At 70.7% G+C, this 25,618-nt stretch carries 27 protein-coding genes and 1 pseudogene; 6 read left to right on the top strand and 22 right to left on the bottom strand.

What is annotated here, in order from left to right; genetic code table 11:
* From ABZY11_RS14985 to ABZY11_RS14960, 6 genes and pseudogenes are all read right to left on the bottom strand, one after another.
* Nucleotides 1-480: pseudogene (locus tag ABZY11_RS14985) on the bottom strand (5,6-dimethylbenzimidazole synthase); the annotation flags it as partial.
* 333 nt (nucleotides 481-813) lie between these two features.
* Nucleotides 814-2,052 carry a precorrin-6y C5,15-methyltransferase (decarboxylating) subunit CbiE gene (gene cbiE, locus ABZY11_RS14980; RefSeq protein ID WP_356479529.1) on the bottom strand — a complete coding sequence of 413 codons (1,239 nt, stop codon included), beginning with the start codon at nucleotides 2,050-2,052 and terminating at the stop codon, nucleotides 814-816.
* Between the two features lie 107 nt (nucleotides 2,053-2,159).
* Nucleotides 2,160-2,807, bottom strand: coding sequence for a GNAT family N-acetyltransferase (locus tag ABZY11_RS14975; protein ID WP_356479528.1), 648 nt, complete (start codon nucleotides 2,805-2,807; stop codon nucleotides 2,160-2,162).
* A 141-nt stretch (nucleotides 2,808-2,948) separates the two neighbouring features.
* Nucleotides 2,949-3,815, bottom strand: coding sequence for a MetQ/NlpA family ABC transporter substrate-binding protein (locus ABZY11_RS14970; protein ID WP_356479527.1), 867 nt, complete (start codon nucleotides 3,813-3,815; stop codon nucleotides 2,949-2,951).
* 75 nt (nucleotides 3,816-3,890) lie between these two features.
* A complete protein-coding gene (locus ABZY11_RS14965; RefSeq protein ID WP_326764593.1) occupies nucleotides 3,891-4,562 on the bottom strand; it encodes a methionine ABC transporter permease in 672 nt (223 codons plus the stop codon).
* Nucleotides 4,559-5,620: an ATP-binding cassette domain-containing protein gene (locus tag ABZY11_RS14960; protein ID WP_356479526.1), complete on the bottom strand. Its 1,062-nt coding sequence runs from the start codon at nucleotides 5,618-5,620 to the stop codon at nucleotides 4,559-4,561. Before ABZY11_RS14960 ends, ABZY11_RS14965 begins: the two co-directional genes overlap by 4 nt.
* Before the next feature lie 611 nt (nucleotides 5,621-6,231).
* On the opposite strand from ABZY11_RS14960, the gene ABZY11_RS14955 reads away from it, so the two are divergent.
* Together ABZY11_RS14955 and ABZY11_RS14950 are read left to right on the top strand one after the other, a co-directional pair.
* Nucleotides 6,232-6,591 (top strand): hypothetical protein, encoded by a 360-nt coding sequence (locus tag ABZY11_RS14955; RefSeq protein WP_356479525.1) that lies wholly within the window; start codon nucleotides 6,232-6,234, stop codon nucleotides 6,589-6,591.
* Between the two features lie 2 nt (nucleotides 6,592-6,593).
* Nucleotides 6,594-7,031, top strand: coding sequence for a hypothetical protein (locus ABZY11_RS14950; protein WP_356479524.1), 438 nt, complete (start codon nucleotides 6,594-6,596; stop codon nucleotides 7,029-7,031).
* A gap of 5 nt (nucleotides 7,032-7,036) precedes the next feature.
* Here ABZY11_RS14950 and ABZY11_RS14945 read toward each other — a convergent pair whose 3' ends face one another.
* From ABZY11_RS14945 to ABZY11_RS14935, 3 genes are all read right to left on the bottom strand, one after another.
* Nucleotides 7,037-7,540, bottom strand: coding sequence for a GNAT family N-acetyltransferase (locus ABZY11_RS14945; protein WP_356479523.1), 504 nt, complete (start codon nucleotides 7,538-7,540; stop codon nucleotides 7,037-7,039).
* Between the two features lie 36 nt (nucleotides 7,541-7,576).
* Nucleotides 7,577-8,143, bottom strand: coding sequence for a sigma-70 family RNA polymerase sigma factor (locus ABZY11_RS14940; protein ID WP_356479522.1), 567 nt, complete (start codon nucleotides 8,141-8,143; stop codon nucleotides 7,577-7,579).
* A 93-nt stretch (nucleotides 8,144-8,236) separates the two neighbouring features.
* The gene (locus ABZY11_RS14935) at nucleotides 8,237-9,415 is read right to left on the bottom strand and encodes a glycerophosphodiester phosphodiesterase (protein ID WP_356479521.1); all 1,179 of its coding nucleotides are present in this window, start codon (nucleotides 9,413-9,415) and stop codon (nucleotides 8,237-8,239) included.
* A 234-nt stretch (nucleotides 9,416-9,649) separates the two neighbouring features.
* Between ABZY11_RS14935 and ABZY11_RS14930 the strand changes: the two genes are divergently transcribed.
* A complete protein-coding gene (locus tag ABZY11_RS14930; protein ID WP_266917157.1) occupies nucleotides 9,650-10,321 on the top strand; it encodes a lysophospholipid acyltransferase family protein in 672 nt (223 codons plus the stop codon).
* 96 nt (nucleotides 10,322-10,417) lie between these two features.
* Here ABZY11_RS14930 and ABZY11_RS14925 read toward each other — a convergent pair whose 3' ends face one another.
* Together ABZY11_RS14925 and ABZY11_RS14920 are read right to left on the bottom strand one after the other, a co-directional pair.
* The gene (locus ABZY11_RS14925; RefSeq protein ID WP_356479520.1) at nucleotides 10,418-11,962 is read right to left on the bottom strand and encodes an MFS transporter; all 1,545 of its coding nucleotides are present in this window, start codon (nucleotides 11,960-11,962) and stop codon (nucleotides 10,418-10,420) included.
* Nucleotides 11,959-12,510, bottom strand: a complete 552-nt coding sequence (locus ABZY11_RS14920) for a helix-turn-helix domain-containing protein (RefSeq protein WP_356479519.1) — start codon at nucleotides 12,508-12,510, stop codon at nucleotides 11,959-11,961. Before ABZY11_RS14920 ends, ABZY11_RS14925 begins: the two co-directional genes overlap by 4 nt.
* Nucleotides 12,511-12,593: 83 nt before the next feature.
* On the opposite strand from ABZY11_RS14920, the gene ABZY11_RS14915 reads away from it, so the two are divergent.
* Nucleotides 12,594-13,118 (top strand): hypothetical protein, encoded by a 525-nt coding sequence (locus ABZY11_RS14915; protein ID WP_356479518.1) that lies wholly within the window; start codon nucleotides 12,594-12,596, stop codon nucleotides 13,116-13,118.
* A 63-nt stretch (nucleotides 13,119-13,181) separates the two neighbouring features.
* Here the strand turns inward: ABZY11_RS14915 and ABZY11_RS14910 are convergent, their stop codons facing one another.
* From ABZY11_RS14910 to ABZY11_RS14895, 4 genes are all read right to left on the bottom strand, one after another.
* Nucleotides 13,182-14,081 (bottom strand): sigma-70 family RNA polymerase sigma factor, encoded by a 900-nt coding sequence (locus ABZY11_RS14910; RefSeq protein WP_356479517.1) that lies wholly within the window; start codon nucleotides 14,079-14,081, stop codon nucleotides 13,182-13,184.
* Between the two features lie 95 nt (nucleotides 14,082-14,176).
* Nucleotides 14,177-15,148: an aldo/keto reductase gene (locus ABZY11_RS14905; protein ID WP_356479516.1), complete on the bottom strand. Its 972-nt coding sequence runs from the start codon at nucleotides 15,146-15,148 to the stop codon at nucleotides 14,177-14,179.
* Between the two features lie 114 nt (nucleotides 15,149-15,262).
* Nucleotides 15,263-16,696, bottom strand: coding sequence for an argininosuccinate lyase (gene argH / locus ABZY11_RS14900; RefSeq protein WP_356479515.1), 1,434 nt, complete (start codon nucleotides 16,694-16,696; stop codon nucleotides 15,263-15,265).
* A gap of 88 nt (nucleotides 16,697-16,784) precedes the next feature.
* On the bottom strand, nucleotides 16,785-17,978 hold the full coding sequence (locus tag ABZY11_RS14895) for an argininosuccinate synthase (RefSeq protein ID WP_356479514.1): 1,194 nt from the start codon (nucleotides 17,976-17,978) through the stop codon (nucleotides 16,785-16,787).
* A 164-nt stretch (nucleotides 17,979-18,142) separates the two neighbouring features.
* Between ABZY11_RS14895 and ABZY11_RS14890 the strand changes: the two genes are divergently transcribed.
* Together ABZY11_RS14890 and ABZY11_RS14885 are read left to right on the top strand one after the other, a co-directional pair.
* The gene (locus tag ABZY11_RS14890) at nucleotides 18,143-18,751 is read left to right on the top strand and encodes a pyridoxamine 5'-phosphate oxidase family protein (protein WP_356479513.1); all 609 of its coding nucleotides are present in this window, start codon (nucleotides 18,143-18,145) and stop codon (nucleotides 18,749-18,751) included.
* 92 nt (nucleotides 18,752-18,843) lie between these two features.
* Nucleotides 18,844-19,545: a L,D-transpeptidase family protein gene (locus ABZY11_RS14885; RefSeq protein ID WP_356479512.1), complete on the top strand. Its 702-nt coding sequence runs from the start codon at nucleotides 18,844-18,846 to the stop codon at nucleotides 19,543-19,545.
* A 24-nt stretch (nucleotides 19,546-19,569) separates the two neighbouring features.
* Here ABZY11_RS14885 and ABZY11_RS14880 read toward each other — a convergent pair whose 3' ends face one another.
* From ABZY11_RS14880 to ABZY11_RS14850, 7 genes are read right to left on the bottom strand one after another with little or no spacing between them, the layout of a single operon-like run.
* Nucleotides 19,570-20,106, bottom strand: coding sequence for an arginine repressor (locus ABZY11_RS14880; RefSeq protein ID WP_356479511.1), 537 nt, complete (start codon nucleotides 20,104-20,106; stop codon nucleotides 19,570-19,572).
* A gap of 10 nt (nucleotides 20,107-20,116) precedes the next feature.
* On the bottom strand, nucleotides 20,117-21,313 hold the full coding sequence (locus ABZY11_RS14875; RefSeq protein ID WP_356479510.1) for an acetylornithine transaminase: 1,197 nt from the start codon (nucleotides 21,311-21,313) through the stop codon (nucleotides 20,117-20,119).
* Nucleotides 21,310-22,224 carry an acetylglutamate kinase gene (gene argB, locus ABZY11_RS14870; protein ID WP_356479509.1) on the bottom strand — a complete coding sequence of 305 codons (915 nt, stop codon included), beginning with the start codon at nucleotides 22,222-22,224 and terminating at the stop codon, nucleotides 21,310-21,312. The genes ABZY11_RS14875 and argB overlap by 4 nt, the downstream gene beginning before the upstream one ends.
* Nucleotides 22,221-23,375, bottom strand: coding sequence for a bifunctional glutamate N-acetyltransferase/amino-acid acetyltransferase ArgJ (gene argJ / locus ABZY11_RS14865; RefSeq protein ID WP_356479508.1), 1,155 nt, complete (start codon nucleotides 23,373-23,375; stop codon nucleotides 22,221-22,223). Before argJ ends, argB begins: the two co-directional genes overlap by 4 nt.
* Entirely contained in the window at nucleotides 23,372-24,400 is a 1,029-nt protein-coding gene (gene argC, locus ABZY11_RS14860; protein WP_356479507.1) for an N-acetyl-gamma-glutamyl-phosphate reductase, read from the bottom strand. The genes argJ and argC overlap by 4 nt, the downstream gene beginning before the upstream one ends.
* A 46-nt stretch (nucleotides 24,401-24,446) precedes the next feature.
* On the bottom strand, nucleotides 24,447-25,013 hold the full coding sequence (locus ABZY11_RS14855; protein ID WP_356479506.1) for an AAA family ATPase: 567 nt from the start codon (nucleotides 25,011-25,013) through the stop codon (nucleotides 24,447-24,449).
* Entirely contained in the window at nucleotides 24,970-25,608 is a 639-nt protein-coding gene (locus ABZY11_RS14850) for an ankyrin repeat domain-containing protein (protein WP_356479505.1), read from the bottom strand. Before ABZY11_RS14850 ends, ABZY11_RS14855 begins: the two co-directional genes overlap by 44 nt.
* Between the last annotated feature and the right edge of the window lie 10 nt (nucleotides 25,609-25,618).

Here is a 25,618-nt window from a genome sequence, read left to right as displayed (position 1 = left end):
GGGCGACGGAATGCGTACGCCGGTCAGGTCGACCGAACCGGAGTCGCGGCCACCGGACTCGTGGGTCCCCTGGCCGGTCCCGGGCAGCGGCTCCGCCACCGCCTGCTGAGCGACGTAGGCGTCCGCGGCCTGCGCCTGGGCGGGCTCCTGCACCTGGACCTGGACGGGCCCCTGGGGCTGTGCCGGGGTCTCTCCGGCCGACCGGGCATAGGGCTGTGCCACGGGCTGGGCCTGGTGGGCGCCCTGCGCGGGCAGCGGTGCCTGGGCGACGCCCTCGGGGTACTGGCCCGGGGCCGGTACGGCCTGCGGGTCGCTCCAGGCGCCCTGTGGGCTCGGCATCAGGAGGAGGTCGTCGTCCTCGGAGACATGCCCGGAGGGAGCGAGGTAGGTGTACGCGTCCGGGGCGGCGACGCCCGGCTGCTCCACCGTGCCTGCGTTCTCCGGCAGTCCCTCACCCGGGATCTGGCCGGTGTCACTCATGCGTACCCCTCGCCCATCGTCAGTGCTCCTTCGGCCCTTCGCCCGGGACGCCCGGACACGGCACGCCGGTGCTCGTCAACAAGAACGAGCGGGCTCGCCGCGCGGCACGAATCGGTCGCGGACATACTGCATTCTCGCGGCCGTTCGCCGCCGCGGCAGCTCATTTCGCCACGGCCCGCTGTGGACTGCGCCACGTCGCGCATCCCCCGGTTCTGCCGTACCACAACGGGGGCCAAAACGGTCCCCTTTTCCGGACATTGACGAACGAAGCGACGAACGTCCGGGCGCGGTGCAACGATCGGCCAGCCTACCTCCCGCTGTACGCCGACAGGGTCACGGGGCGAGGTCGGAACGCAGCGCCGAGAGGAGAAACACGACCGAGCGTTCGCGCTCCGACCATGCGGCCGTGTCGAGTTCGACGGACTGGAGGAGCGAGCACCGGACGGTGTATCCGTTCGCGCCCAGGGCGGCGCCGAGCGCCTCGGCCTCGTCCCGCGTCGACGCATGGGTCACGATGCGCTCCGGCCGCCGTTCCGTGACGGCGGTGACGACGGGGACTCCGCCGCCCCCGATCCGTACGACGTCGGGCTCCGGCAGCCGTTCCAGCACATGGGGGGCCCGGCCCTCGACGACCTGGAGCTGGACTCCGAACGCCCGCGCCGCCGCCGTGGTACGAGCGCAGGCGGCCGGGTCGCTGTCGACCGCCAGGACCGCCGCGCCGAAGCGGGCGGCCTCCACGGCCAGGGCCCCGCTGCCGGAGCCGATGTCCCAGAGGAGATCGCCGGTCCGGGGGCCCAGGCGGGCCAGTTGGGCGGCGCGCAGCCCCGGGGACTCGCCTTCGCCGCTCTGCCCGCCGGCCTCGGTGGTATCGCCCCGGTACGCCTCCGTGGGCAGTGCCCAGCCGCGTACGCCACGAGGGTAGGCGGGGTGGCAGCCGGCGATCCAGGCGCCGGTGGCCTGCGGTTCGGGTCCGCCGCCGATGACGATGACCACGTTGGGGTCGCGCCAGACGTGGTCGGCTGCCTTGTCGGAGGTGACGACGGTGACCTGTTCCCGGGTGGTGCCGAGTTCCTCACAGATGACGAAGGTGCGGTGGACGCCTTCGAGGAGCAGGGCGAGTTCGGCGGGGCCCGCGCCGGGCGAGGTGAGGACGGCGACCTTGTGGTGGGCGCGGCAGACGTTCACGGCGCGGCGCAGGGTGCGGGGGTGGGCGACGACCGTCCGGGCGTCCTCCCACGGCATTCCCGCGCGGGCGAACGCGGCGGCGACGGAGGACACGGCCGGGACGACCTCGACCTCCAGGCCGTGTTCGGGTGCGCGGAGGTTGCGTACGACGCCGAAGAAGCCGGGGTCCCCGTCGGCGAGGACCACTGCGCTGCCGCGGTGGAGCGCGATCCGGCGGGCGGCCAGGTCGATGGAGCCCAGGCGGATCCGTTCGGCGTTCGCCGGCACTTCGGGAAGTGCGAGGTGGTGGGCGGCTCCGGCGACGAGCGTGGCGGCCGAGAGGGCGGCCGTGGCCGCTCCGGTCAGTGGCGAGCCGTCCCAGCCGATCACGGTGACCCGATCGGCCATCTGTCGTCAGTCTCCTGGAGTCGTCGCAGGTGGGGATGGAGGTGCGGGGCGGGCAGGGTGAGAGTACCCGGTCCGTGCCGACGCGGTGTCAGGGCCCCTCCCGGGGGTCAGTTCCAGTCGTTGTAGGCGCCGTAGCCGCCCGCGTCGGCGAGCTGCTCGGCGACGCCTTCGAGGTCCTCGGGAAGCAGGCCCCAGACGATCAGGTCGGTCCTGATGTCGGTCCAGCCTCCGTCCGTGCCGTTCTCGGTCCGGGTGCGCGCTATCCGGGCGTTGCGCAGGACTCCCTCGCTGATGCAGCCGAGCTTCTGGGCGACCTGCTGGGAGGCGGTGTTGTCTGCGGCGGTGCGCAGCTCGATGCGCTCGAAGCCCTGGTCGCGGAAGAGCCACTGGGCCACTGCCAGCACGGACTCGGTGGCGTAGCCCTCGCCGCGGGCCCAGGGGGCGGTGATGTACGCGGCCTCGGTGGCGCGGGTGCGCCAGTCGGTGTTGTGGAGCCGGACCGAGCCGACGAGCCGCTGGGTGAGGAATTCGGTGACGGCGAGGACGATGCCGTCGCCGCCGGTGCGCTGGGCGGGGGCGATCCTGCGGACCCAGCGTTCGGCGTCGACCTGGGTGTAGGGGTGAGGGGCGTCGGTCCAGGCGGTGACCAGCTCGTCGTTCATCATCTCGATGTACGCGGGGACGTCCGCCATGTCGAAGGGGCGCAGCACCAACCGGTCCGTGCTGATGGAGATGTCCGGAAAGGTGGAAGTCATGCGCAGCTCCATGCTGAAGACCGTTAAAGGCACAGCATGCAGCATCGGCCCGATGTCGCGCATGGGCGGGTCCGCACGACGGAGCCCCGCGACCCCATTGGCGGGGTGCGCGGGGCTCCTCGGGCAATTGCCGTGCGGGTGTCAGGACTTGGCGGCGGTGCCGAAGGCCGGGACGACGGAGCCCTGGTAGGTGTCCTCGATGAACTTCTTGACCTCGTCGGAGTGCAGGAGCTTCACGAGCTTCTGGACGCGGGGGTCCTTCTCGTTGCCCTTCTTCACGGCGATGATGTTGGCGTAGGGGTTGCCGTCGGCCTTTTCGAGCACCAGGGAGTCCTTGGCGGGCTTGAGGTCGGCCTCGATCGCGTAGTTGCCGTTGATGACGGCGGCGTCGACGTCGTTCAGGGCGCGGGGCACGGTGGCGGCCTCCAGCTCCTTGAACTCCAGGCCCTTCTTGTCGGTGATGTCGCTCAGCTTGGCGCTGGTGCCGACGCCGGCCTTGAGGGTGATGAGGCCGTTCTCGGCGAGGAGCTGGAGGGCGCGGCCCTCGTTGGTGGTGTCGTTGGGGACGGCGACGGTCTGGCCGGCCTTGATGTCCTTGAGGTCCTTGACCTTCTTGGAGTAGAGGCCGAGGGGCTCCAGGTGGACGGTGCCGACCGAGACGAGGTGGGTGTTCTTCTTCTTGTTGAAGTCGTCGAGGTACGGCTGGTGCTGGAAGAAGTTGGCGTCCACCTGGCCGGTCTCGGTGGCGGTGTTCGGCAGGACGTAGTCCGTGAACTCCTTGACCTCCAGCTTGAGGCCCGCCTTCTCGGCCAGGTTCTTCTTGACGAAGTCCAGGATGTCGGCGTGCGGCGTCGGGGACGCGGCGACGACGAGCGCCTTGGAGGCGTCGGCCTTGGCTCCGGTCTCGCCCTTGGCGCCCGGGTCGGACGAGGTGCCGCAGGCGGTGAGGCCGAGGGCGATGGCGGCGGTGGCGGCGGCAGCCGCGGTGATCTTGATGTTCTTACGCACGAAAAGTGCCTCTTTCTGGTGGTGAGGGTGGTGCGCCCGGACAAGGAGTTCGGGCTTGTGAGCGGAGAAAAGGTCTCAGGAGGCGGTGCGGCCCCGGCGGGCCAGCAGGCGTACGGCTCCGTCGCCGATCAGCTGGATCACGGTCACGATGACGATCAGCAGCGCGACGGTGATGAGCATGAACTGGTTGTCGAAGCGCTGGAATCCGTAGGTGACGGCCTTGGAGCCGAGCCCTTCGCCGCCGACGGCGCCGGCCATCGCGGAGTAGCCGATGAGCACGATGACGGTGGTGGTGACACCCGAGATGAGCGAGGGCAGCGCCTGCGGCAGGAGGACCTTGCGGACGATCGTCGGGATGGATCCGCCCATCGACTGGACGGCTTCGACGAGCCCGTGGTCGACCTCGCGGACGGCGGTCTCGACGAGCCGGGCGAAGAACGGGATGGCGCCGACGGAGAGCGGCACGATCATCGCGGACGGGCCGATGAAGGTGCCCACCACCCAGGTGGTGAAGGGGATCAGGGCGATCAGCAGGATGATGAACGGCAGCGAGCGGCCGATGTTCACGATCACGCCGATGACCTTGTTCACCGGGGTGTTCTGGAGCAGTCCGCCCTTGTCGGTGAGGACCAGCAGGACGCCGAGCGGCAGTCCCACGAGCACGGTGACGACCGTGGACCAGAGCACCATGTAGAGGGTGTCGATGGTCCCCTGGGTGAGCAGCGGCTGCATTTCGGACCAGGTCACTTCGCCACCTCCTTGGTGAGTGGGGCGGGGGTCTGTACGGGGATGGCGGGGCCCTCGTCCGTCACGACCTCGGCCTGGAGGCCCTGCTCGCGCAGGAAGCCGATCGGGACGACGTTCTCCTCGAAGCGGCCGGGCAGCTCGATGCGCATCCGGCCGATCTGCTTGCCGCCGACGGTGTCCATGGCGGCGCCCAGGATCGAGATGTCGATGTTGTACGTGCGGGAGAGCTGGGAGATCACCGGCCGGCCGGCCGCGTCGCCGTGGAAGGTGACGTCGACGACCGTGCACTCGGGGCCGGAGGCCGTACCGCCGACGGGGAACAGCTCATCGGCCAGTTGGGAGCCGGGGGTGGCCAGCAGCTCGCCGACGGTGCCGGACTCGACGATGCGTCCCTTCTGCATCAGCGCGGCGGAGTCGCAGACCGTCTTGACGACGTCCATCTCGTGCGTGATGAGCAGAACGGTCAGGCCGAGCTGCTGGTTGAGGTCGCGCAGCAGCTGGAGGATGGAGCGGGTGGTCTCGGGGTCGAGGGCCGAGGTCGCCTCGTCGGAGAGCAGGACCTTGGGGTCCCCGGCGAGGGCGCGGGCGATGCCGACGCGCTGCTTCTGGCCGCCGGAGAGCTGGCCCGGATAGGCCTTGGCCTTGTCGGCGAGGCCTACCAGGTCGAGGAGTTCGAGTGCCTTGCGGGAGCGGTCCCGGCCGGAGACGCCGAGGATCTCCAGCGGGAGTTCGACGTTGTCCTGGACGGTGCGGGAGGCCAGCAGGTTGAAGTGCTGGAAGACCATGCCGATGCGGCTGCGTGCTTCGCGCAGTTCCTTGCCGGCACGGCGGCCGCGTCCGGCGAGTGCGGTGAGGTCCTGGCCGGCCACGGTCACGGTGCCGGAGGTGGGGCGCTCCAGGAGGTTGACGCAGCGGATCAGGGAGGATTTACCGGCGCCGCTCTGTCCGATGACGCCGTACACCTCGCCCTCGCGGACGTGCAGGTCGACGCCGTCCAGGGCGGTGACCTCACGGCCGTGCGACTGGTAGACCTTCGTGAGGCCCGAAGTGGTGATCACAGGGGTTTCCGTCACTGTCGAGTGCGCGGCGCGGTGTCCGCCGGGCACGGGGCATTCGTCTGATGAGACTGTTTGGACGTTTCGATCGGACGTTCCAAGCGGGGGTCTCGGCACGGCTCGGGGCGGCGGTTGGCCGGGCAGCGGTGCTGGGGCAGGCTCGTTCCGCTGGATGCGGACGGCCGGCGCTCGGTCTCGCTTCGGGGCGCGAGGATCGGGCTGGGGCCCTCAGAAGGTGCGCATTCGACACATACAACGAGCACCGGGCGTAGTGATCGCCTCGGTCGCAAGGATGCGGTTGCTCGTCGTGGTCATGTCCCAAGTAAAACAGACGTAACGTTCCGCCCGACCAGCCTGTCCGAATAGCGGACAGCCGTGGACAGTGCCGTGAGACGGTTCGGCCGGTTGTCTCGACTCCCGTTCCATCGGCTGTGACCTGCACGGATACGGCGGAGGACTCGTCGGCGACGACATCGGTGACCGGTTCGGAAGGGTCGTGGGTTGTGGCCAAGGCCACGACCTTCGCCCCGGGTGCCCGTCCGGCCCGCAGTCCGCCGGGAGCGGGGGCAGGGGGCGCACGCAGGGGGTCGTTTGGTCCGTAATACCCTCACCCCATGCTTGACGCCCTGACGGTCGCGGTCGCCGCGACCGCGCTCGCCCTCGCCGCCTGGTGCGGATTCGCCGCATACCGGGACCAGCCGACCAAGGACTGGCACTTCATCGGGATGGCCGTGGTCTCGCTGCTGGCGCTGGCCCAGCTGGTGGTGGGCATCGTGCAGTTGTCCCGGGGCGAGCGGCCCGAGCAGGGCATGACGATCTTCATCGCGTATCTGATCGGGTCCTTCCTCGCGGTGCCCGCGGCCGGTTTCCTGTCGCTGACCGAGCGGACCCGGTGGGGTTCGGTGACGGTGGCGGCGGGCGCGGTCGTGCTGGCCGTCCTCGAAGTACGGCTCTACGACATCTGGGGAAACTGACCGTGACCGACACCGATCGCACCCCCGCGGCGGCCACCGGCGAGAAGCAGCCCTTCGACCTCGGCACCGGTCCCGGCCGGGTACTGGTCTGGTTCTACGGGGTGTTCACCGTCGCGGCCGCCTCCCGCTCGATCGTCCAGATGATCCTGGACTTCGGCAAGGCGCCGCTCGCCTATGTGCTGTCGGCCGTCGCCGCGCTCGTGTACGGGTTCATCACGTACTCGCTGGTGCGCGGGGGCGAGAAGGCGCGCAGGACCGCGCTGGTGTGCTGCGCCGCCGAGCTGCTGGGCGTGCTGGTCGTCGGGACCTGGACGATGGTGGAGCCCTCGGCGTTCGCGGAGGCCACCGTCTGGTCCGACTTCGGCATGGGTTACCTGTTCATCCCGGTGATCCTGCCGATCACCGGGATGATGTGGCTGCGCCGGGCGAGGAACGCGTAGCCGGCTCAGGCGCTGGCCACGTACACGGGCTTCGTGGCGTCCTTCTCCAGCAGGATCATCAGGACGCCGTCCCGGCCGGTCTCGTTGCCCACGGGGGCGTAGCCCGCCCGCCGGTAGAGCCGCAGATTGCTCTCGCTGCGATGACCGGTGTGCAGCCGGAACCGGGTGGCCGACCGCTGGTCGGCGAGTCCCGCCTCCGCCGCCCGCAGCAGCCGGGCACCGAGACCGTGCCCCTGGAGCCGGGGGTGGACGCAGAGCCTGCCGATCTCCCCCGCGCCGTCCTCGCCGATGGCTCCCCGGACCGAGCCGACGACTTCGTCACCCAGCCGCGCCACGAACACCGGGTTCGTGGCGATCTCGGCGAGCAACGAGTCGAGGGTCTGGACGAGCGGGTCGATCCGGTAGTTCCCGTACAGCTCCGCCTCGCTCTGGAAGCAGAGGTACTGGAGTTTCAAGATCTGTTCGGCGTCCTGTGCCGTCGCCGCCGAGATGATCACGCTCATGCCCATCCGCGCATGCCTCCGCCCACCTGATCCACCGGTTGTCTAACGCTCCTTTCCCCGCAGTTCAGGAGCAGCAACCTCCGCCGCGAGCATTCTGCGCAGACATCCAAGGCATCGGGAACGGATCGGGCCCAAACTCCCCTGTGACATACCCAACTTCCCTGCGATTTCCCGGTAGGTGGGATCACTGGGCGCGAGCATCGCCGCCATCAGCCGGGCGCACCTGCCGGGCAGCCGGTCCACCGCCGCGCGCAGCGCCCGGCGTTCGTCGGCGCCGACGGCGAGCCGCTCCGGGCAGCCGGCCGGATCCGCGGCGGTGTCGTCGCGGTAGGGGCGTTCGTGGCGGGCGGTACGGCGGGCCCTGCGGGCCTCCGCCCGTACGGCGTCCCGCACCCAGCGGGCCGGGTCCGTCGGTGGTCCCTCCCCCGCGAGCCGCTCCAGCAGCCGTAGCCAGACGGCCTGTTCGAGATCGGCCGGTTCGACCGCCGCACCCGTCACCGAGGCGGCCGCCTCGGCCATGGCCTCGGCGCTCACCAGCGGATACAGGGCACGGACGACGGCCGCGGTGGTGGGGGCGGGGGCCGCGGGAGCAAGATCGAGAAGCATCATGCCCCGGCCGACGCGCCCGCGCGGGCGACCGGTTGCCGTACCGGGCGAGCACCACCCGACCGGGGCACGCCCCGGCCGGGTGCTGACGCGGTGTCACTTCGCGGCGAAGTCCGCCGCGGCGAGCAGGGCTGTGTCCGGGTGGTCGGAGAAGATGCCGTCGATGCCCGTCGCGAAGTACGCCTGGAACGCGCCGAACGCGTCACCGTAGGCGGTGGGGTCCGTGCCGCGCCGGAAGTCGGCGGGCAGGAAGTTGTTCTCATTGCGCATGGTGTAGGGGTGCAGGACCAGGTCCTGCGCGTGCGCGTCGTCCACCAGGGTGGTCGGTGCGGTGAGCCGCCCCGAGGCGTCCTTGGGGATGATCAGGTCCAGGGTGGGGCCGATGCCCTGCGCGAAGGAGGCCATCCACTTCAGCCCTTCGGGCTTCACCAGGTCGGCCACGGTGCGCGGGTCGCCGGACGTCACGAAGTCCCAGGGGCGCGAGCCCGCGCCGGACAGCAGCACGACGCGCGGGGTCGCGACGAGCCGCGCCAGCCGCTGGATGCTGCCGGGCTCGAAGGACTGGAGGATCAGCGGCGACTGCTCGCGGTGCCGGCCGTAACGGCGCAGCAGCTTGGCGAGCGGCTCTTCGAGTCCGAGGCCGAGGCCGCGGAAATAGGTGGGGTGCTTGGTCTCGACGTACAGCCAGACGGGCTTTCCGCGCCTGCGGCCCTCGCGGTCGGCCCAGCGCAGCACCTCCTCGAAGGTGGGGATCTCCCAGCGGCCGTCGTAGAGCGTGTTCTTCTGGCGGGTGCCGGGGATGCGCTCCTTGGCCCGCAGCGTCTTCAGTTCGGCGAGGGTGAAGTCCTCGGTGAACCAGCCGGTGAGGGAGACGCCGTCGACCTTCTTGGTGGTCCGGCGGCTCGCGAACTCGGGGTGGGCGGAGACATCGGTGGTGGCGGTGATGTCGTTCTCGTGACGGCATACGAGATGGCCGTCCCTGGTCGGCACCAGGTCCTGCTCGATGATGTGCGCGCCCATGTCGAGGGCCAGCTGGTAGGAGCCGATGGTGTGCTCGGGCCGGTAGCCGCTGCTGCCGCGGTGCCCGATGACGGTGGGCACCGGCAGGTCGAGGCGGAAGCCGTGGCCGCCGTGCCGCTCGGAGACCTTCCCCGCGGTGTTGCCGGCGGCGTCGGCCGGGCCGCCGGCCAGTCCGAGGGCGGCCGTGCCCAGTACGGCGGCTCCCGCTCCCAGCATGGTCCTGCGGCCGGGACCGGCCTGCGCGCGCTCAGTCATGAATGCTCCTCGCGTGTGATGTCTGGCACCTGTCGAGCGAGGCCCGAGCTTAGGCAGCAGTACCGTCGTGGAGGCAGCCCCTGGACGAACTTGGCGGAAACTCAGGTCAACACCACGTATCCGCTCCGTGAACCCGATGTGCGATCAGCGAGCGCCCGCGAGTATCGTCCTCACCTGCATGGACCGTCACGATCCCGCACCTCGGCCGGCCCGGCCACTACACCGGAGGAACCGTTGTCCCGACACGCACTCATCAAGGCAGTGCTCGGACCGATCTTGCGCCTGATGTTCCGCCCCCAGGTGGAGGGTGTGGAGAACATTCCCGGGGACGGTCCGGTGATCCTCGCGGGCAACCATCTGACGTTCATCGACTCGATGATCATGCCGATCTGCTGCGACCGGCCGGTGTACTACATCGGCAAGGACGAGTACGTGACGGGCAAGGGGCTCAAGGGCCGGGCGATGGCCTGGTTCTTCACCGGCTGCGGCATGATCCCGGTGGACCGGGACGGCGGCCGCGGCGGTGTCGCGGCGCTGATGACGGGCCGTCGGGTGCTGGAGGAGGGCAAGGCGTTCGCCATCTACCCCGAGGGCACCCGCTCCCCCGACGGCCGGCTGTACCGGGGCCGCACGGGCATCGCCCGGCTGACGCTGATGACGGGCGCGCCGGTGGTGCCGTTCGCGATGATCGGCACGGACAAGCTGCAGCCCGGCGGGGCCGGCCTGCCGCGTCCGGGCAAGGTGACGGTCCGCTTCGGCGAGCCGATGGAGTTCTCCCGCTACGAGGGCATGGACCGCGACCGCTATGTGCTGCGGGCGGTGACCGACTCCGTGATGGCCGAGGTGATGCGGCTGTCCGGTCAGGAGTACGTCGACATGTACGCCACGAAGGCCAAGGCCGCGTGAGCTGACGCGGACGCGCCGACGGCAGGACGTGCGAAAGGGCCCGTACCCCGGTTCTCGGTGGTACGGGCCCTTCCGCATGTCCGGGTGGCCCGGCGGCTACTGGTGCACGATGCCGTCCTCCAGCTTCTGACCGCGCAGCAGGAACCAGGCTGCGACGGCCGTCGCCAGCAGGACCGCCGCGCCGACCCCCGCGGCGAGCCGCAGCCCTTCGACGAACGAGTCCTGCGCCGCGGCGAGCAGCGCCTGTCCCTGCTGGGCCGACAGACCGTGGGCCGCCTCGACCGCGCCGCCCAGCGATTCGTGCGCGGCCCCTGCGTTGGCCGGCGGGGTGCCCTCGGGCGATTCGAACGTCTGGTAGACGCCGGTGACGATGGAGCCGAGCAGGGCGATGCCGAGGGCCGCACCGAGTTCGTACGCCGTCTCGGAGACCGCGCCGGCGGAGCCCGCCTGCTCCTTGGGAACGCTGGAGAGGATCACGTCGGAGGTGACGGTGAAGGCGAAGCCCGCACCCACGCCGACGATGAGCAGCACCGCGCCGATCAGCGGGTAGGCGGTCTCCTTGTGGATCAGGGTGACCGCGGCGAGCGCCAGGCCGATCGCCGCGAGACCGCTGGTCACCACCGAGCGCACCGAGAAGCGACGGGCCGCCCGGCCGGCGATCAGACCGGCGGCGACCGCGCCGACGGCCGCGGGCAGTTCGGCGAGACCGGCCTCCAGCGGCCCGCGCCCCTGCACCAGTTGGAGGAACTGGGAGAGGAAGAAGACCAGTCCGGACAGGCCGAGGATGGTCAGCAGGTCGGCGAGGACCGCGCCCGAGAAGCCCCGGTGATGGAAGAGCCGCATGTCCAGCAGGGGTGCGGGAAGCGTGAGTTGCCTGCGTACGAACCAGCAGAGTGCGGCCACACCACCGATGCCCGCGGCGACGGTCCCCGCGCTCGGGCCGTGCGCCGCCAACTCCTTGACGGCGTACACGACGCCGATCATGCCGACGAAGGAGAGCGCGACGCCGGCCAGGTCCCAGGGGCCCGGGGCCGGGTTCCTGGACTCGGGGATCATCTTGGCGCCGACGGCCACGAGGACCGCCATGACCGGCAGGTTGATCAGGAAGACCGAGCCCCACCAGAAGTGCTCCAGCAGGAGTCCGCCGACCACCGGGCCGACCGCCGCTCCGGCGGAGGCCATCGCACCCCAGATGCCGATGGCGAGGCTGCGCTCGCGCGGGTCGTGGAAGAGGTTACGGATCAGGGCGAGCGTGGACGGCATCAGGGTGGCGCCCGCGACACCGAGCAGCGCCCGCGCCAGGATCATCATCTCGGGGGTGTGCGCGTAGGCGTTGAGCACCGAGACCGCGCCGAACGCCGTCGCACCGCACAGCAGCAGCTTCTTGCGGCCGATGCGGTCGCCGAGGCTGCCCATCGAGACCAGGAGTCCGGCGATGACGAAGGAGTAGACGTCGCCGATCCACAGGAGCTGGGTGCCGGTCGGTTCGAGGTCTTCGGTGAGGAACGGGGTCGCCAGACCGAGGACGGTGGCGTCGATCGCCACGAGCAGCACGGCGAGGACGAGCACGGACAGAGCGATCCACCGCCCGGGACGGTGCAGCTCTTCCGGTGTTTCCACCCGCTGTTCGGTACGGATCATTGCTCCACGCTCCGGCGGGCACCGCCGAGCAGCAACTCGACGATCATGTATTGGAAGTCCTGGCTCGCGACCCGGCCGTCCTGGACGGCCCAGGCGGCGGACGAGATGAGCCCGTAGAGGGCCTCGGTCAGCCAGGCGGGGGTGAGGTCGATCCGGAATTCGCCGCGCTCCTGGCCGCGCCTGAAGAAGGCGGAGACCCGGGCGTCGAGGCGGTTCCAGCCCTCGTTCACCTCTTCGCCCTCGAAGAGCTGGTTCTCGGTGACGAGGAAGGAGAGCAGTCCGGCGCTCGGCTCGACGGCCGCGACGAAGCGGCGCAGCGCGTCCTGCGCGGGGCCCTCGTCGAGCGCGGCGGCGTCCAGAGCCGCTTCCACCTCCTGGATGCCCAGGTTCTCCAACGCTCTGACCAGGGCGTCCCGTCCGGCGAAGTGCCGGTGCAGGGTGGCGCGTCCGATGCCTGCGGCTCTGGCGACCTCGTCCATGGTGGCGGTCGATTTGCGGGTCAGCAGAGCGGCGGCACTGCGCAGCACCTGCTCACGGTCGAGACTCATGAGACAACCATAGGCCATATGAGACAAGAATGTCTCATTGAAAAGGCCTGTCCGCCCCCGGAGGGAGGGAGGACCATGGCGCCATGAAGCCGCTGCTGCTGATCGACATCGACGGTCCGCTCAATCCCTACGCGGCTCTCGCGCACCTCCGGCCACCGGATGGTTATGCGAAGCATCTGATGCGGCCGCCGGGGTGGGACTACGGTCCGCCGCTCCCCGTCCTGCTGAACCCGGAGCACGGCAGGGCGCTGCTGGCCCTGGCCGGCCGGTACGAGCTGGTCTGGGCGACGACCTGGAAGGACGAGGCGAACGTCTGGATCGGGCCGCGGCTCGGGCTGCCCCCGCTGCCGTACATCGACTGGCCGGCGATGCACGGCAGCGCCCCGCACGGCACGTACTGGAAGACGCAGTACGTCGTGGAGTACGCGGCCGGCAGGCCGTTCGCCTGGGTCGACGACGAGATCGCCGAGCAGGACCGGGAGTGGGTCTCGGAGCAGGGAGCCACCGAGACGCTGCTCCGGTGGATCGACCCGGGGATCGGGCTGCTGCCGTCCGATTTCGCGGCGCTCGCGGCATGGGCGGACGGCGGCCCGCGGGGCGGGCGCTGAGCCCGCCGTACGAACGCCCCGCGCGGACGGTCGCACGGCGGGCACCCCGACCGCCCGGTCCCGTCAGTCGTTGAGGACCGTCAGATCGAGGCCGGGGAGGCGGGCCGGGTCGTTGATCACGGACATCTCGACGACCTTCCCCCGGGCGACCGTGAAGATCAGGACCGAGAACCGGCGGCCCTCGCGGGTCGAGATGACGGCCGGTTCCCCGTCGACCAGCGCCTGCTGCGCCGACCGCGCGAACGGCGCGAACATCATTGCCTGACGGGCCACGGGGTCGGCGCCCCGCACCGGGGCCGGGGCACCGACCCCGTCGGCGCCGACGTCGGACCGCACCACCACGTCCGGGTCGAGCACGGCCACGAGCGCATCGAAGTCACCGTCGCGGGCGGCGGCCAGGAAGGCGGCGACGACCTCGCGCTTGCGGGTGAGATCGGGGTCCGGAACCGGGTCCACGCCCTGCACCCGGCGCCGCGCCCGGCTGGCGAGCTGCCTGGTCGCGGCCGGGGTACGGCCCACGACGCCGGCGATCTCGTCGAAGGGCACGGCGAACATGTCGTGCAGCACGAAGGCGAGCCGCTCCGCGGGGTCGAGCGTTTCGAGTACGACGAGCATCGCGAGACCGACCGAGTCGGCCATCAGCGCCTGCTGCTCGGGGTCGGTCCCCGGCCGGTCGCCGAGGTCCGGGCCGGCGACGTGCTCCTCGGGTGCCCCGGTACCCAGGGGCTCCTCCCGGCGGGAGCGGCGGGAGCGCAGCATGTCCAGGCACACCCGCCCCACGACCGTCGTCAGCCAGCCGCCCAGGTTCTCGATCACCCGGTCATCGGAACGGCTGAGCCGGATCCAGGCCTCCTGGACCGCGTCCTCCGCCTCGCTCGTCGAACCGAGCATCCGGTAGGCCACGGCCTTCAGCCGGCTCCGGTTCTCCTCGAAGCGCTCCGCCAGGAACTCATGTCCGTCCACAGTCGCATTCCTCCGTCGTGTTCCGTCACAGCACTGACGGACGGAGCCCCGTCGATGTGACGGGACGGCCCGCGCGGTTCTCCGGCGGTGTCCGGTCAGCTCCAGCGCAGCCCGGCGCGGTGCCGCCAGTACGCCTCGGGCTCCTCCACCAGCGCGTCGAGCCGGGCGCGCCGTTCCTCGTCGAGATCGACGACGGCCGCGTGGAGGTTTCCGGCGAGCTGGCCGACGGTCGCCGCGCCGGAGAGCACCACACCGGCCCAGGGCTGGTGCAGCACCAGGGCCAGGGCGATCGCGTCGCTGCCGAGACCGGCGTCGGCGGCGATCTCCCGGACCACGGCGGGGGCCTCCGTCCCGGCGAGCCGCCCGTTGGCCATGGCCTCCTTGACGATCACGGTGAGTCCGGCGGCATGGGCCTCGGCGAGCGCCGTCCCGGCCGAGGTCTCCAGGGCGTTGTAGGTGGCCTGGACGGTACGGAAGAGCGGCTCGCCGTCCACGGTGACGGTGAGGGCGGCCCGGATCGCGTCGGCCTGGGCGGGTCCGCTGGTGGTGAGGCCGACGCTGACCCCTTCCGCGGCGAGGGCGGCCAGCCGTTCGTGCAGCTCCTTGTCCGTAAGGGCCGGGCTGTCGGCGGTGACCGAGTGGATCTGGTAGAGGTCCAGCCGGTCACCGAGCAGCGCGTCGGTCTCGGCCCGCTGGCGCAGGAACGTGGCGAGGCTGTGGTCCTTGACCTCGTGCGCCTCGGCCTCGACGCTCCAGCCTGCCGTGTAGGTGTAGCCCCACTTGCTGCCGATGACGACGTCGTCCACCTCGGGGCGCGCCGTCAGCCAGTCGGCCAGGAACTCCTCCGAGCGGCCGTAGGAGCGGGCCACGTCGAAGTAGCGGACGCCCTGTGCGTAGGCGGCGTCGAGCAGTTCGTGGGTGCGTTTGCGCATCGCCTCGACGCTGCGGTCGGCGGGCAGATCGCGGTCGCGGTGGAGATTGATGTAGCCGGGCCTGCCGACCGCCGCCAGGCCGAGCCCGATATGGGCGGTCGGAGTCGTCGCTGTGGCCAGCCGGGCGAAAGGCATCGTGGGGCTCCTCGTCGATCGGTGCGCTCCCCGTCAACGTAACCCAGCTCACGGAAACCGGAAGGCGGGGAGCGTACGACCGCTCCCCGCCTTCCGGTGCCGCCCCTGTCGCGGTCAGTTCTTCTCGGTGGCCCACGCCAGCTGGGCGGCGAGGTCGGCCTTCACCTCGGCGAGCTGGACGGCCACGGCCGACGGGGCCGTACCGCCGCGGCCGCTGCGGGAGGCGAGCGCACCGGCCACGTCGAGGACCGTGCGGACCTCGGGGGTGAGGTGCTCGGAGATCTTGGCGAACTGCTCGTCGGTCAGCTCGTCGAGCTCGATGCCGTGCTGCTCGCACTCCTTGACGCACGCACCGGCGACCTCGTGGGCGACGCGGAACGGCACGCCCTGCTTGACCAGCCACTCGGCGATGTCGGTGGCGAGCGAGAAGCCGGCCGGGGCCAGCTCCTCCATGCGCTCGCGGTTGACGGTGAGGGTGGCCATCATGCCGGTGAAGGCGGGCAGCAGGACTTCCAGCTGGTCGCAGGAGTCGAAGACCGGCTCCTTGTCCTCCTGGAGGTCGCGGTTGTATGCGAGCGGGAGGGCCTTGAGCGTGGCCATCAGGCCGGTCAGGTTGCCGATCAGCCGGCCGGACTTGCCGCGGGCCAGCTCGGCGATGTCCGGGTTCTTCTTCTGCGGCATGATCGAGGAGCCGGTGGAGAAGGCGTCGTGCAGGGTGACGAAGGAGAACTCCTTCGTGTTCCAGATGATGACCTCCTCCGCGATCCGCGAGAGGTTCACACCGATCATCGCGGTGATGAAGGCGAACTCGGCGACGAAGTCGCGGGAGGCCGTTCCGTCGATGGAGTTGGCGACGGAGCCGTGCTCGAAGCCGAGGTCGGCGGCGACCGCCTCCGGGTCGAGGCCGAGGGACGAACCGGCCAGGGCGCCGGAGCCGTACGGGGAGACGGCGGTCCGCTCGTCCCACTGGCGCAGCCGCTCGGCATCCCTGGACAGGGACTGCACATGGGCCAGGACGTGGTGGGCGAAGAGCACCGGCTGGGCGTGCTGCAGATGCGTACGGCCGGGCATCGCGACGTCCGGGTGCGCCTCGGCGAGGCCGACCAGCGCGCCCTGCAGTTCGGCGATCAGACCGCCGATGATCCGGGCGTGGTCGCGCAGGTACATCCGGAAGAGCGTGGCGATCTGGTCGTTGCGGGACCGGCCGGCCCGCAGCTTGCCGCCGAGGTCCGGGCCGAGGCGTTCCAGCAGCCCGCGCTCCAGTGCGGTGTGGACGTCCTCGTCGGCGATGGTGCCGGTGAAGGAGCCGTCCGCGACATCGGCTTCGAGCTGGTCGAGACCGGCGATCATGCGGCTCAGCTCGTCCTCGGTGAGCAGGCCCGCCTTGTTCAGGACACGCGCGTGGGCGCGGGAACCGGCGATGTCGTACGGCGCGAGCCGCCAGTCGAAGTGGACGGAGGCGGACAGCTTGGCCAGCGCCTCGGCCGGACCGTCGGCGAAGCGGGCGCCCCAGAGGCGTACGTCGCTGTTGCCGTTGCCGTTGCTCACTGCGTGCTCCTCGGAAGAACGGGGTGGTGGGTGTGCGACCGCCTCCCCGTGCCCAGGGCCGGGGAGGCGGTGACGTAACTACTGGGGGTCAGGCGAGGTCACGCTTCGCCGCGATCTTCGACGAGAGGCCGAAGATCTCGATGAAGCCCTGTGCCTTGGACTGGTCGAACGTGTCGCCCGAGTCGTAGGTGGCGAGGTTGAAGTCGTAGAGCGACTGCTCGGACCTTCGGCCGGTGACGACCGCGCGGCCCGCGTGCAGGGTCATCCGGATGTCACCGGTCACATGCTGGTTGGCCTCCTCGATGAAGCCGTCCAGGGCGCGCTTGAGCGGGGAGAACCACAGGCCGTCGTAGACCAGCTCGCCCCAGCGCTGCTCGACCTGCCGCTTGTAGCGGGCCAGCTCGCGCTCGACGGTGACGTTCTCCAGCTCCTGGTGGGCGGTGATCAGTGCGATCGCGCCCGGCGCCTCGTACACCTCGCGGGACTTGATGCCGACGAGACGGTCCTCGACCATGTCGATCCGGCCGATGCCCTGGGCGCCCGCCCGTACGTTGAGCTGCTGGATCGCCTGGAGGACGGTGACGGGCCTGCCGTCGATCGCCACCGGGACGCCCTCCTTGAAGGAGATGACGACCTCGTCGGCCTCGCGCGGGGTGGCGGGATTATCGGTGTACTCGTAGATGTCCTCGATCGGCGCGTTCCAGATGTCCTCCAGGAAGCCCGTCTCGACGGCGCGCCCGAAGACGTTCTGGTCGATGGAGTACGGGGACTTCTTGGTGGTCGCGATCGGGAGGTTCTTCTCCTCGCAGAAGGCGATCGCCTTGTCCCGGGTCATCGCGTAGTCACGGACCGGGGCGATGCACTTCAGGCCGGGGCCGAGGGCGGAGATGCCGGCCTCGAAGCGGACCTGGTCGTTGCCCTTGCCGGTACAGCCGTGGGCGACGACGCCGGCACCGTGCTTGTTGGCGGCGGCGACGAGGTGCTTGACGATGGCCGGCCGGGAGAGGGCCGAGACCAGCGGGTAGCGGTCCATGTAGAGGGCGTTGGCCTTGATCGCGGGGAGGCAGTACTCCTCGGCGAACTCGTCCCTGGCATCCGCGACCTCGGCCTCGACGGCACCGCAGGCGAGCGCGCGCTTACGGATGACGTCCAGGTCCTCGCCGCCCTGGCCGACGTCCACGGCGACGGCGATGACCTCGGCGCCCGTCTCCTCGGCGATCCAGCCGATGGCGACGGAGGTGTCCAGGCCGCCTGAATAGGCGAGCACGACGCGCTCGGTCACGGGTCTCTCCTCACGGTGCAATCACTGATGGGTATAACTATGCAGACCTCCGTATGTTTTGTCAAAAGTATGCGGTCGCCCCCATCGGTGCGAAGGCCCCCGCAAGCGTCCCACCAGGTGAGATCACCTCGCTGCCACCGGAGTTGGGGATGACAATGGCCGTCATGGGGAAAGCATATGAACGCATCGACGGACGGATCAGGACCTTCATCGAAGAGCAGCCCATCTTCTTCACGGCGACGGCACCCCTGGACGGAGCGGGCACGGTCAACCTCTCCCCCAAGGGCGTCAGCGGTTCGTTCGCCGTCATCGACGGGCTGACCGTGGCCTATCTGGACTTCGCGGGCAGCAATGCCGAGACCGTCGCCCATCTCCGCGAGAACGGCCGGATCACACTGATGTGGTGCGCCTTCCAGGGGCCGCCGAACATCGTGCGGGTGCACGGTCGCGGTGAGCCGGTCTTCCGGGACGATCCGCGGTTCGGCGCACTGCTCGAACACTTCCCCCGGGCGGACCCCGGCGCCCACGGCCTGCGCGCCGTCATCGTGGTCAGGGCCGAGCTGATCCGGGACACCTGCGGATTCGCGGTGCCGTTCATGTCGTACGAGGAGGACCGGCCGCTGCACGCCCAGCGCTTCGCCCGCGAGGACGACGCCTCGCTCGGTGCCTACTTCGAGAAGAAGGAGCACGTGGCGACGAGTATCGACGGGCTTCCGGGCCTGCCGCTCCCGCTGCCGGCCATGCCCCGGACGGATCGGGACTCAGTGGATTGAGTCCCGATCCGTCCGGGACTCGGCGGATCGGTATTGAGCCGTACGGGGCAGATCCCCGGGTGGCGCCCGGCCAAAGGGTCTACCGTCCGGACATGCGCAGATCCCTGGTGACCTTTTCGGTACTGCTCGCGCTGGCGGGCTCGGTCGCGGCCCGGCCCGCCGCCACACCCCCGCTCCCGGCACGGCTGGCCGACACCGGCGGCGGCACCCAGCTGATCACGGCCGAGGCCCCGGCCGAGGACTCCACCACGGGCACCGTCACCTGGTGGAACCTGCGCCGGGGGGTCTGGGTGAAGGGCGGGTCCACGCCCGCCAGGTTCGGTGCGAAGGGCCTGGCCGAGGGGGCGTCGCGCAAGCAGGGCACGAACACCACCCCCACCGGCCTGTACGACCTGCCGTACGCCTTCGGGATCAAGCCCGCACCGGCCGGCACCGTCCATCCGTACCGCCGGGTCAACGACCGGTCGTGGTGGTGCCAGGACAACGCGGCGCGGGCCTACAACCGCTGGGTGGAGCCGCGGCCCGCGGACTGCCGGGCGGGCGAGGCGGAGCATCTGATCGCCTATCCGACGCAGTACGCCCGCGCGCTCGTCATCGGGTTCAACTACGAACGGCCGGTGCGCGGGCGCGGCGCCGGAATCTTCCTCCACGTCAACGGGCGTGGCGCGACCGCCGGTTGTGTCTCCGTACCGGCGGCCGCGATGGACCGGATCCTCGACTGGGTGAACCCGGCCCGCCGTCCGCACATCGCGATCGGCACCCGGTCGGGCCCGACCGCGATCACGCGCTACTGACGGAAGCCCACAACACCGGTCCGATCAGCGCTCGTTCTGGGCCAGTCGCAGCAGATGGTCGGCGAGCGCCTGGCCGCCCGACGGGTCACGGCTGATCAGCATCAGGGTGTCGTCACCCGCGATGGTGCCGAGGATGTCGTGCAGTTCGGCCTGGTCGATGGCCGAGGCGAGGAACTGGGCCGCGCCCGGCGGGGTGCGCAGCACCACGAGGTTGGCCGACGCCTCCGCGGAGATGAGCAGTTCGGCGGAGAGCCGCCGCATCCGCTCCTCCTTCGCGGACCCGCCCAACGGGGCCTGCGGGGTGCGGAATCCGCCCTCGCTCGGCACCGCGTAGATCAGCTCGCCGCCGGTGTTGCGGATCTTCACCGCGCCCAGCTCGTCCAGATCGCGGGAGAGCGTCGCCTGGGTGACGCTCAGCCCGTCGTCGGCGAGGAGCTTGGCCAGCTGGCTCTGCGAACGCACCGGCTGCCGGTTCAGGATGTCCACGATCCGGCGGTGGCGTGCGGTGCGGGTCTGCGGCACGGACGGCCCGCCGTGCTCGGTTTCCTGCGCCTCGGTCATCGTCGTCGCCTCATTCTCCGGATCGTCCGTCCCCTTTTGCCGCGTCGAGAGCGCCGGGCAGTGCCTGGAGCAACGCGTCCACCTCCGCGTCACCGATGATCAGCGGCGGCATGAGCCGCAGGACATCGGGGGCGGGCGCGTTCACCAGGATTCCGGCTCCCTGAGCCGCCTGTTGCACCTGAGGCGCGAGGGGCTCGGTGAGCACGATACCCAGCAGCAGTCCGGAGCCGCGGACATGGGAGACCAGTGGGTGGCCGAGACCCTCCACGCCGTCCCGGATCCGCTCGCCGAGCCGCTTCACCCGGTCCAGGACGCCATCGGCGGCGAGGGTGTCCAGGACGGCGAGACCGGCGGCGCAGGCGATCGGGTTGCCGCCGAACGTCGTGCCGTGCTGGCCCGGTTGCAGCAGATCGGCCGCCGGTCCGAAGGCCACGGTCGCGCCGATCGGCAGTCCGCCGCCCAGGCCCTTGGCGAGGGTGACGACGTCTGGCTCGACGCCCTGGTGGGCCTGGTGCTCGAACCACTGGCCGCAGCGGCCGATGCCGGTCTGCACCTCGTCGAGCACGAGCAGGGTGCCGGTGGCCCGGGTGATCTCCCGGGCGGCCTCCAGATACCCGGCGGGTGGTACGACCACACCGTTCTCGCCCTGGACGGGCTCGATGATCACCAGGGCGGTGTCGGTGGTGACGGCGGCCCGCAGGGCGTCCGCGTCACCGTACGGGACGTGCGTGACGTCACCGGGCAGCGGAAGGAACGGCTCGCGCTTCTTGGGCTGGCCGGTCAGCGCGAGCGCGCCCATGGTCCGGCCGTGGAAGCCGCCGTCGGTGGCGACCATGTGGGTCCGTCCGGTCAGCCGGCCGATCTTGAAGGCGGCCTCGTTGGCCTCGGCGCCCGAGTTGGAGAAGTAGACGCGGCCGGTCCGGCCGAAGAGCTGGAGCAGCCGTTCGGCGAGCGCGACGGGCGGTTCGGCGATGAAGAGGTTGGAGACATGACCGAGGGAGGCGATCTGGGTGGAGACGGCCTCGACGACGGCGGGGTGGGCGTGCCCCAGCGCGTTCACCGCGATACCGCCGACGAAGTCGAGGTACTCGGTGCCGTCGGCGTCCCACACCCGGGCGCCCTCGCCGCGGACCAGGGACAGCTGCGGGGTCCCGTAGTTGTCCATCAGCGCGTGGTTCCAGCGCTGTGCGAGCTCCTGATTGCTCATGACTCCCCCTGCGCGTCGGGCTGTGCGTCGGGCACGACCATCGTGCCGATTCCTTCGTCGGTGAAGATCTCCAGCAGGATCGAGTGCTGGACCCGGCCGTCGATCACGCGGGCGGTCTCGACGCCGTTGCGCACGGCGTGCAGGCAGCCCTGCATCTTCGGCACCATGCCGCTGGAGAGTTCCGGCAGCAGCTTCTCCAGCTCGGCCGCGGTGAGACGGCTGATCACGTCGTCGCTGTTGGGCCAGTCCTCGTAGAGGCCCTCGACATCGGTGAGGACCATCAGCGTCTCGGCGTTCAGCGCGGCGGCGAGCGCGGCGGCCGCGGTGTCGGCGTTGACGTTGTAGACGTGGTTGTCGTCGGCGGAGCGTGCGATGGAGGAGATGACCGGGATCCGGCCGTCGTCCAGCAGCGCCTGGATCGCCCCGGTGTCGATGGCGGTGATCTCGCCGACCCGGCCGATGTCGACGGTCTCGCCGTCGATGGTCGGCCGGTGCTGGGTGGCGGTGATCGTGTGGGCGTCCTCGCCGGTCATGCCGACGGCGAGCGGGCCGTGCTGGTTGAGCAGACCGACGAGTTCGCGCTGGACCTGGCCGGCCAGCACCATCCGTACGACGTCCATCGCCTCGGGCGTGGTGACGCGCAGACCCGCCTTGAACTCGCTGACCAGGCCCTGCTTGTCGAGCTGAGCGCTGATCTGCGGGCCGCCGCCGTGCACGACGACGGGCTTGAGGCCGGCCTGGCGCAGGAACACGACGTCCTGGGCGAAGGCCGCCTTCAGCTCGTCGTCGATCATGGCGTTGCCGCCGAACTTGATCACGACGGTCTTGCCGTTGTGCCGGGTCAGCCAGGGCAGTGCCTCGATGAGGATCTGCGCCTTCGGGAGTGCGGTGTGTTTCCGCGCCGCGCTCATGAGCTGTACGCGCTGTTCTCGTGGACGTAGTCCGCGGTGAGGTCGTTGGCCCAGATGACGGCGGACTCGGTGCCGGCGGCCAGGTCGGCGGTGATCTCGACCTCGCGGTAGCGCATGTCGACCAGGTCGCGGTCCTCGCCGACGCAGCCGTTCTTGCAGACCCAGACGCCGTTGATGGCGACGTTCAGCTGGTCGGGCTCGAAGGCCGCCTTCGTCGTGCCGATCGCGGAGAGCACCCGGCCCCAGTTGGGGTCCTCGCCGTGGATGGCGCACTTGAGGAGATTGTTACGGGCGATGGAGCGGCCCACCTCGACGGCGTCGTCCTCGGTCGCGGCGTTGATGACCTCGATCCGGATGTCCTTGGAGGCACCCTCGGCGTCACCGATGAGCTGCCGGGCGAGGTCGGCACAGACGACCCGGACGGCCTCCGCGAACTCGCCCTGCTCCGGGGTGATTCCGCTCGCCCCGGAGGCCAGCAGCAGCACGGTGTCGTTGGTCGACATGCAGCCGTCGGAGTCGACCCGGTCGAAGGTGGTGCGGGTGGCGGCGCGCAGCGCGGAGTCGAGTCCGGCGGTGTCGACGTCGGCGTCGGTGGTGAGGACGACCAGCATGGTGGCGAGGCCCGGGGCGAGCATGCCCGCGCCCTTGGCCATGCCGCCGACGGTCCAGCCCTCGCCGCCCGCGACGGCGGTCTTGTGGACGGTGTCGGTGGTCTTGATCGCGATGGCGGCCTTCTCGCCGCCGTGCTCGCTGAGGGCGGCGGCGGCCTGCTCGATGCCGGGCAGCAGCTTGTCCATCGGGAGCAACGTGCCGATCAGCCCGGTCGACGCGACCGCGATCTCGCCCGCGTTGTGGCCGGTGAGCACCTCGGCGGCCTTCTCCGCGGTGGCGTGGGTGTCCTGGAAGCCCTTGGGCCCCGTACAGGCGTTGGCGCCACCGGAGTTGAGGACGACGGCGGTGACCTCGCCGCCCTTCAGTACCTGCTCCGACCAGAGGACGGGGGCGGCCTTGACGCGGTTGGAGGTGAAGACGCCCGCGGCGGCGCGACGCGGACCGTGGTTGACCACGAGGGCCAGGTCCGGGTTACCGCTCTCCTTGATTCCCGCGGCGATGCCCGCCGCGGAGAACCCCTGTGCTGCCGTGACACTCACGGTGCGACTCCGATCGTGGAAAGACCTGTGTCCTCGGGAAGTCCGAGGGCGATGTTCATGCTCTGCAGGGCGCCGCCGGCGGTGCCCTTGGCGAGGTTGTCGATGGCGCTGATCACGATGATCCGGCGCGCCGCCTCGTCGTAGGCGACCTGGATCTGTACGGCGTTGGAACCGTAGACGGACGCCGTGGCGGGCCACTGTCCCTCGGGGAGCAGGTCGACGAAGGGTTCGTCGGCGAACGCCTTCTCGTACACGTCACGGACGGACGCGGCGCTCACGCCGGGCTTCGCCTTCGCGCTGCAGGTGGCGAGGATGCCGCGGGGCATCGGCGCCAGGGTCGGCGTGAAGGAGACCGTGACCGGTTCACCGGCCGCCGCGCTGAGGTTCTGGATCATCTCGGGGGTGTGCCGGTGGGCGCCGCCGACGCCGTACGGGGACATGTTGCCCATCACCTCGGAGCCGAGCAGATGCGGCTTGGCCGCCTTGCCCGCCCCGGAGGTGCCGGAAGCGGCGACGATCACGGCCTCGGGCTCGGCCAGCTGGGCCGCGTAGGCCGGGAAGAGCGCGAGGGAGACGGCGGTCGGGTAGCAGCCGGGCACCGCGATACGCTTCGATCCCGCCAGCGCCGAGCGTCCCCCCGGCAGTTCGGGCAGGCCGTAGGGCCAGGTCCCCGCGTGCGGAGAGCCGTAGAACTTCTCCCAGTCCGCGGCGTCCCTGAGCCGGAAGTCGGCCCCCATGTCGACGATCAGCACCTCGTCACCGAGCTGCTCGGCGACGGCGGCGGACTGCCCGTGCGGGAGGGCGAGGAAGACGACGTCGTGCCCGGCGAGGACCTCGGGGGTGGTCGGCTGGAGCACCCGGTCGGCGAGCGGCCGCAGATGCGGCTGGAGCGCGCCGAGCTTCTGCCCCGCGTTGGAGTTGGCGGTGAGTGCCCCGATCTCGACCTGGGGGTGAACCAGCAAAAGACGGAGCAGCTCCCCACCGGCGTATCCGCTCGCCCCTGCCACTGCCGCACGTACCACCATCGAAAGCCTCCTCGTCGATGGCATGACTATACGCATTGCCGCACTTTTATGCAAAGCTTTGCGCGTTCTGCTCGCTGCGGTCGGCGCCGAGGGTGTGCGCGATCTCCTCCGCGATCGCCGCAGCGTCGGTGGGGCGGCCGGTGTCGACGGTCAGCAGCGGACCGCCCAGGTTGAGCGGGCCTGGGTGGGTGGCACGAATGGCGGCCACTCGTTCGCCGACCTGTTGAGGAGTGAGTTCCGGGTCGAGGTGGCCGCGGTGTCGGGTGCGTGCTTGAAAGCGCTCGGCAGCGAGGGCGACATCGCAGTCGCAGTGGACTTCGATCAAGAGGTCGGCGAGGCTCCGCAGTCGCCCGGGGGCGGTGTCGTGGTGCCACCAGTTGTCGAGCACGGCCCGGCCGGCGTCCGCCGCCAAGGCGAACAGCATGTCGTCGCTTGCTCTGCTCAGCCTGCTCCGCCAGGCGTGGTCACCGACTCCGAGCGAGTCGTAGAGGGACTCCAGGATCACATCCTCGTCGATCACCGGGAGACCGAGGTGTCCGGCCAGAATCCGAGCCAGGGTGCTCTTTCCGCTACCCGGTAGACCTGAGACGACCACGAACGCGACGCTGCTCACAGGGACCAGTATCTCGATGCCGTCGAAGACGGGCCATCCCCGAAGCTCGGCCGGAGCGACTCAAGCACTCACGGGTCAACCCGATCAATGCCGCCACCCGTGGCCTGCTCGAACTGCGCGAACGAGCGGCAGCCCGCCGAGCGCACCCGGGTGCGGGACCGCGCCCGCCGGGCGATGACCCGCACGACGGGCTCGCGCGGTCACTGCCCGGCGGCAGCCGCAGTGCCCCGTTCGCGGCGCCGCTGTTCGTACCGGTCCGCCGCGTCCAGGATCCAGGACCAGTACGTCCGGTCGAACTCCCCCGTCGGGGGGCGGCCCTCCAGGCAGCGTGGAACAGCGCGCGCGTGAGGGTGAGCGATCCGCTGTCGACGGCCCGCATCAGGGGTGTGCTTCCATCGGCCAGCCGGCGGTCCCGATCGGCTCCCGCGCCCATCAGGACTTCGGCGAGCGGATCGTCGTACGCCGCGACGGCCAGACAGAGCGCCGGGATGCCCTGTACGCCGACGGTGTCGGGGTCCGCGCCCTCCGCGAGGAGGCTCCCGACCGCCTCGACGTCCCCCTCGCGCACCGCCGCGATCAGTGGGTTCTCCCCCACGCCCGTTCCC

Source organism: Streptomyces sp. NPDC006510, assembly GCF_040611955.1.
Classification (GTDB): Bacteria; Actinomycetota; Actinomycetes; order Streptomycetales; family Streptomycetaceae; genus Streptomyces.
The sequence above is the reverse complement of the archived record's forward strand: the minus strand, read 5'-3'. Positions and strand labels throughout refer to the sequence as shown.

Coding starts and splice junctions, on each gene's coding strand:
- cbiE (WP_356479529.1), bottom strand. CDS start 2,052: ATGGCCGATCGGGTCACCGTGATCGGCTGGGACGGCTCGCCACTGACC.
- ABZY11_RS14975 (WP_356479528.1), bottom strand. CDS start 2,807: ATGACTTCCACCTTTCCGGACATCTCCATCAGCACGGACCGGTTGGTG.
- ABZY11_RS14955 (WP_356479525.1), top strand. CDS start 6,232: ATGCTTGACGCCCTGACGGTCGCGGTCGCCGCGACCGCGCTCGCCCTC.
- ABZY11_RS14945 (WP_356479523.1), bottom strand. CDS start 7,540: ATGGGCATGAGCGTGATCATCTCGGCGGCGACGGCACAGGACGCCGAA.
- ABZY11_RS14940 (WP_356479522.1), bottom strand. CDS start 8,143: ATGATGCTTCTCGATCTTGCTCCCGCGGCCCCCGCCCCCACCACCGCG.
- ABZY11_RS14935 (WP_356479521.1), bottom strand. CDS start 9,415: ATGACTGAGCGCGCGCAGGCCGGTCCCGGCCGCAGGACCATGCTGGGA.
- ABZY11_RS14925 (WP_356479520.1), bottom strand. CDS start 11,962: ATGATCCGTACCGAACAGCGGGTGGAAACACCGGAAGAGCTGCACCGT.
- ABZY11_RS14920 (WP_356479519.1), bottom strand. CDS start 12,510: ATGAGTCTCGACCGTGAGCAGGTGCTGCGCAGTGCCGCCGCTCTGCTG.
- ABZY11_RS14915 (WP_356479518.1), top strand. CDS start 12,594: ATGAAGCCGCTGCTGCTGATCGACATCGACGGTCCGCTCAATCCCTAC.
- ABZY11_RS14905 (WP_356479516.1), bottom strand. CDS start 15,148: ATGCCTTTCGCCCGGCTGGCCACAGCGACGACTCCGACCGCCCATATC.
- ABZY11_RS14890 (WP_356479513.1), top strand. CDS start 18,143: ATGGGGAAAGCATATGAACGCATCGACGGACGGATCAGGACCTTCATC.
- ABZY11_RS14885 (WP_356479512.1), top strand. CDS start 18,844: ATGCGCAGATCCCTGGTGACCTTTTCGGTACTGCTCGCGCTGGCGGGC.
- ABZY11_RS14880 (WP_356479511.1), bottom strand. CDS start 20,106: ATGACCGAGGCGCAGGAAACCGAGCACGGCGGGCCGTCCGTGCCGCAG.
- ABZY11_RS14875 (WP_356479510.1), bottom strand. CDS start 21,313: ATGAGCAATCAGGAGCTCGCACAGCGCTGGAACCACGCGCTGATGGAC.
- argB (WP_356479509.1), bottom strand. CDS start 22,224: ATGAGCGCGGCGCGGAAACACACCGCACTCCCGAAGGCGCAGATCCTC.
- argC (WP_356479507.1), bottom strand. CDS start 24,400: ATGGTGGTACGTGCGGCAGTGGCAGGGGCGAGCGGATACGCCGGTGGG.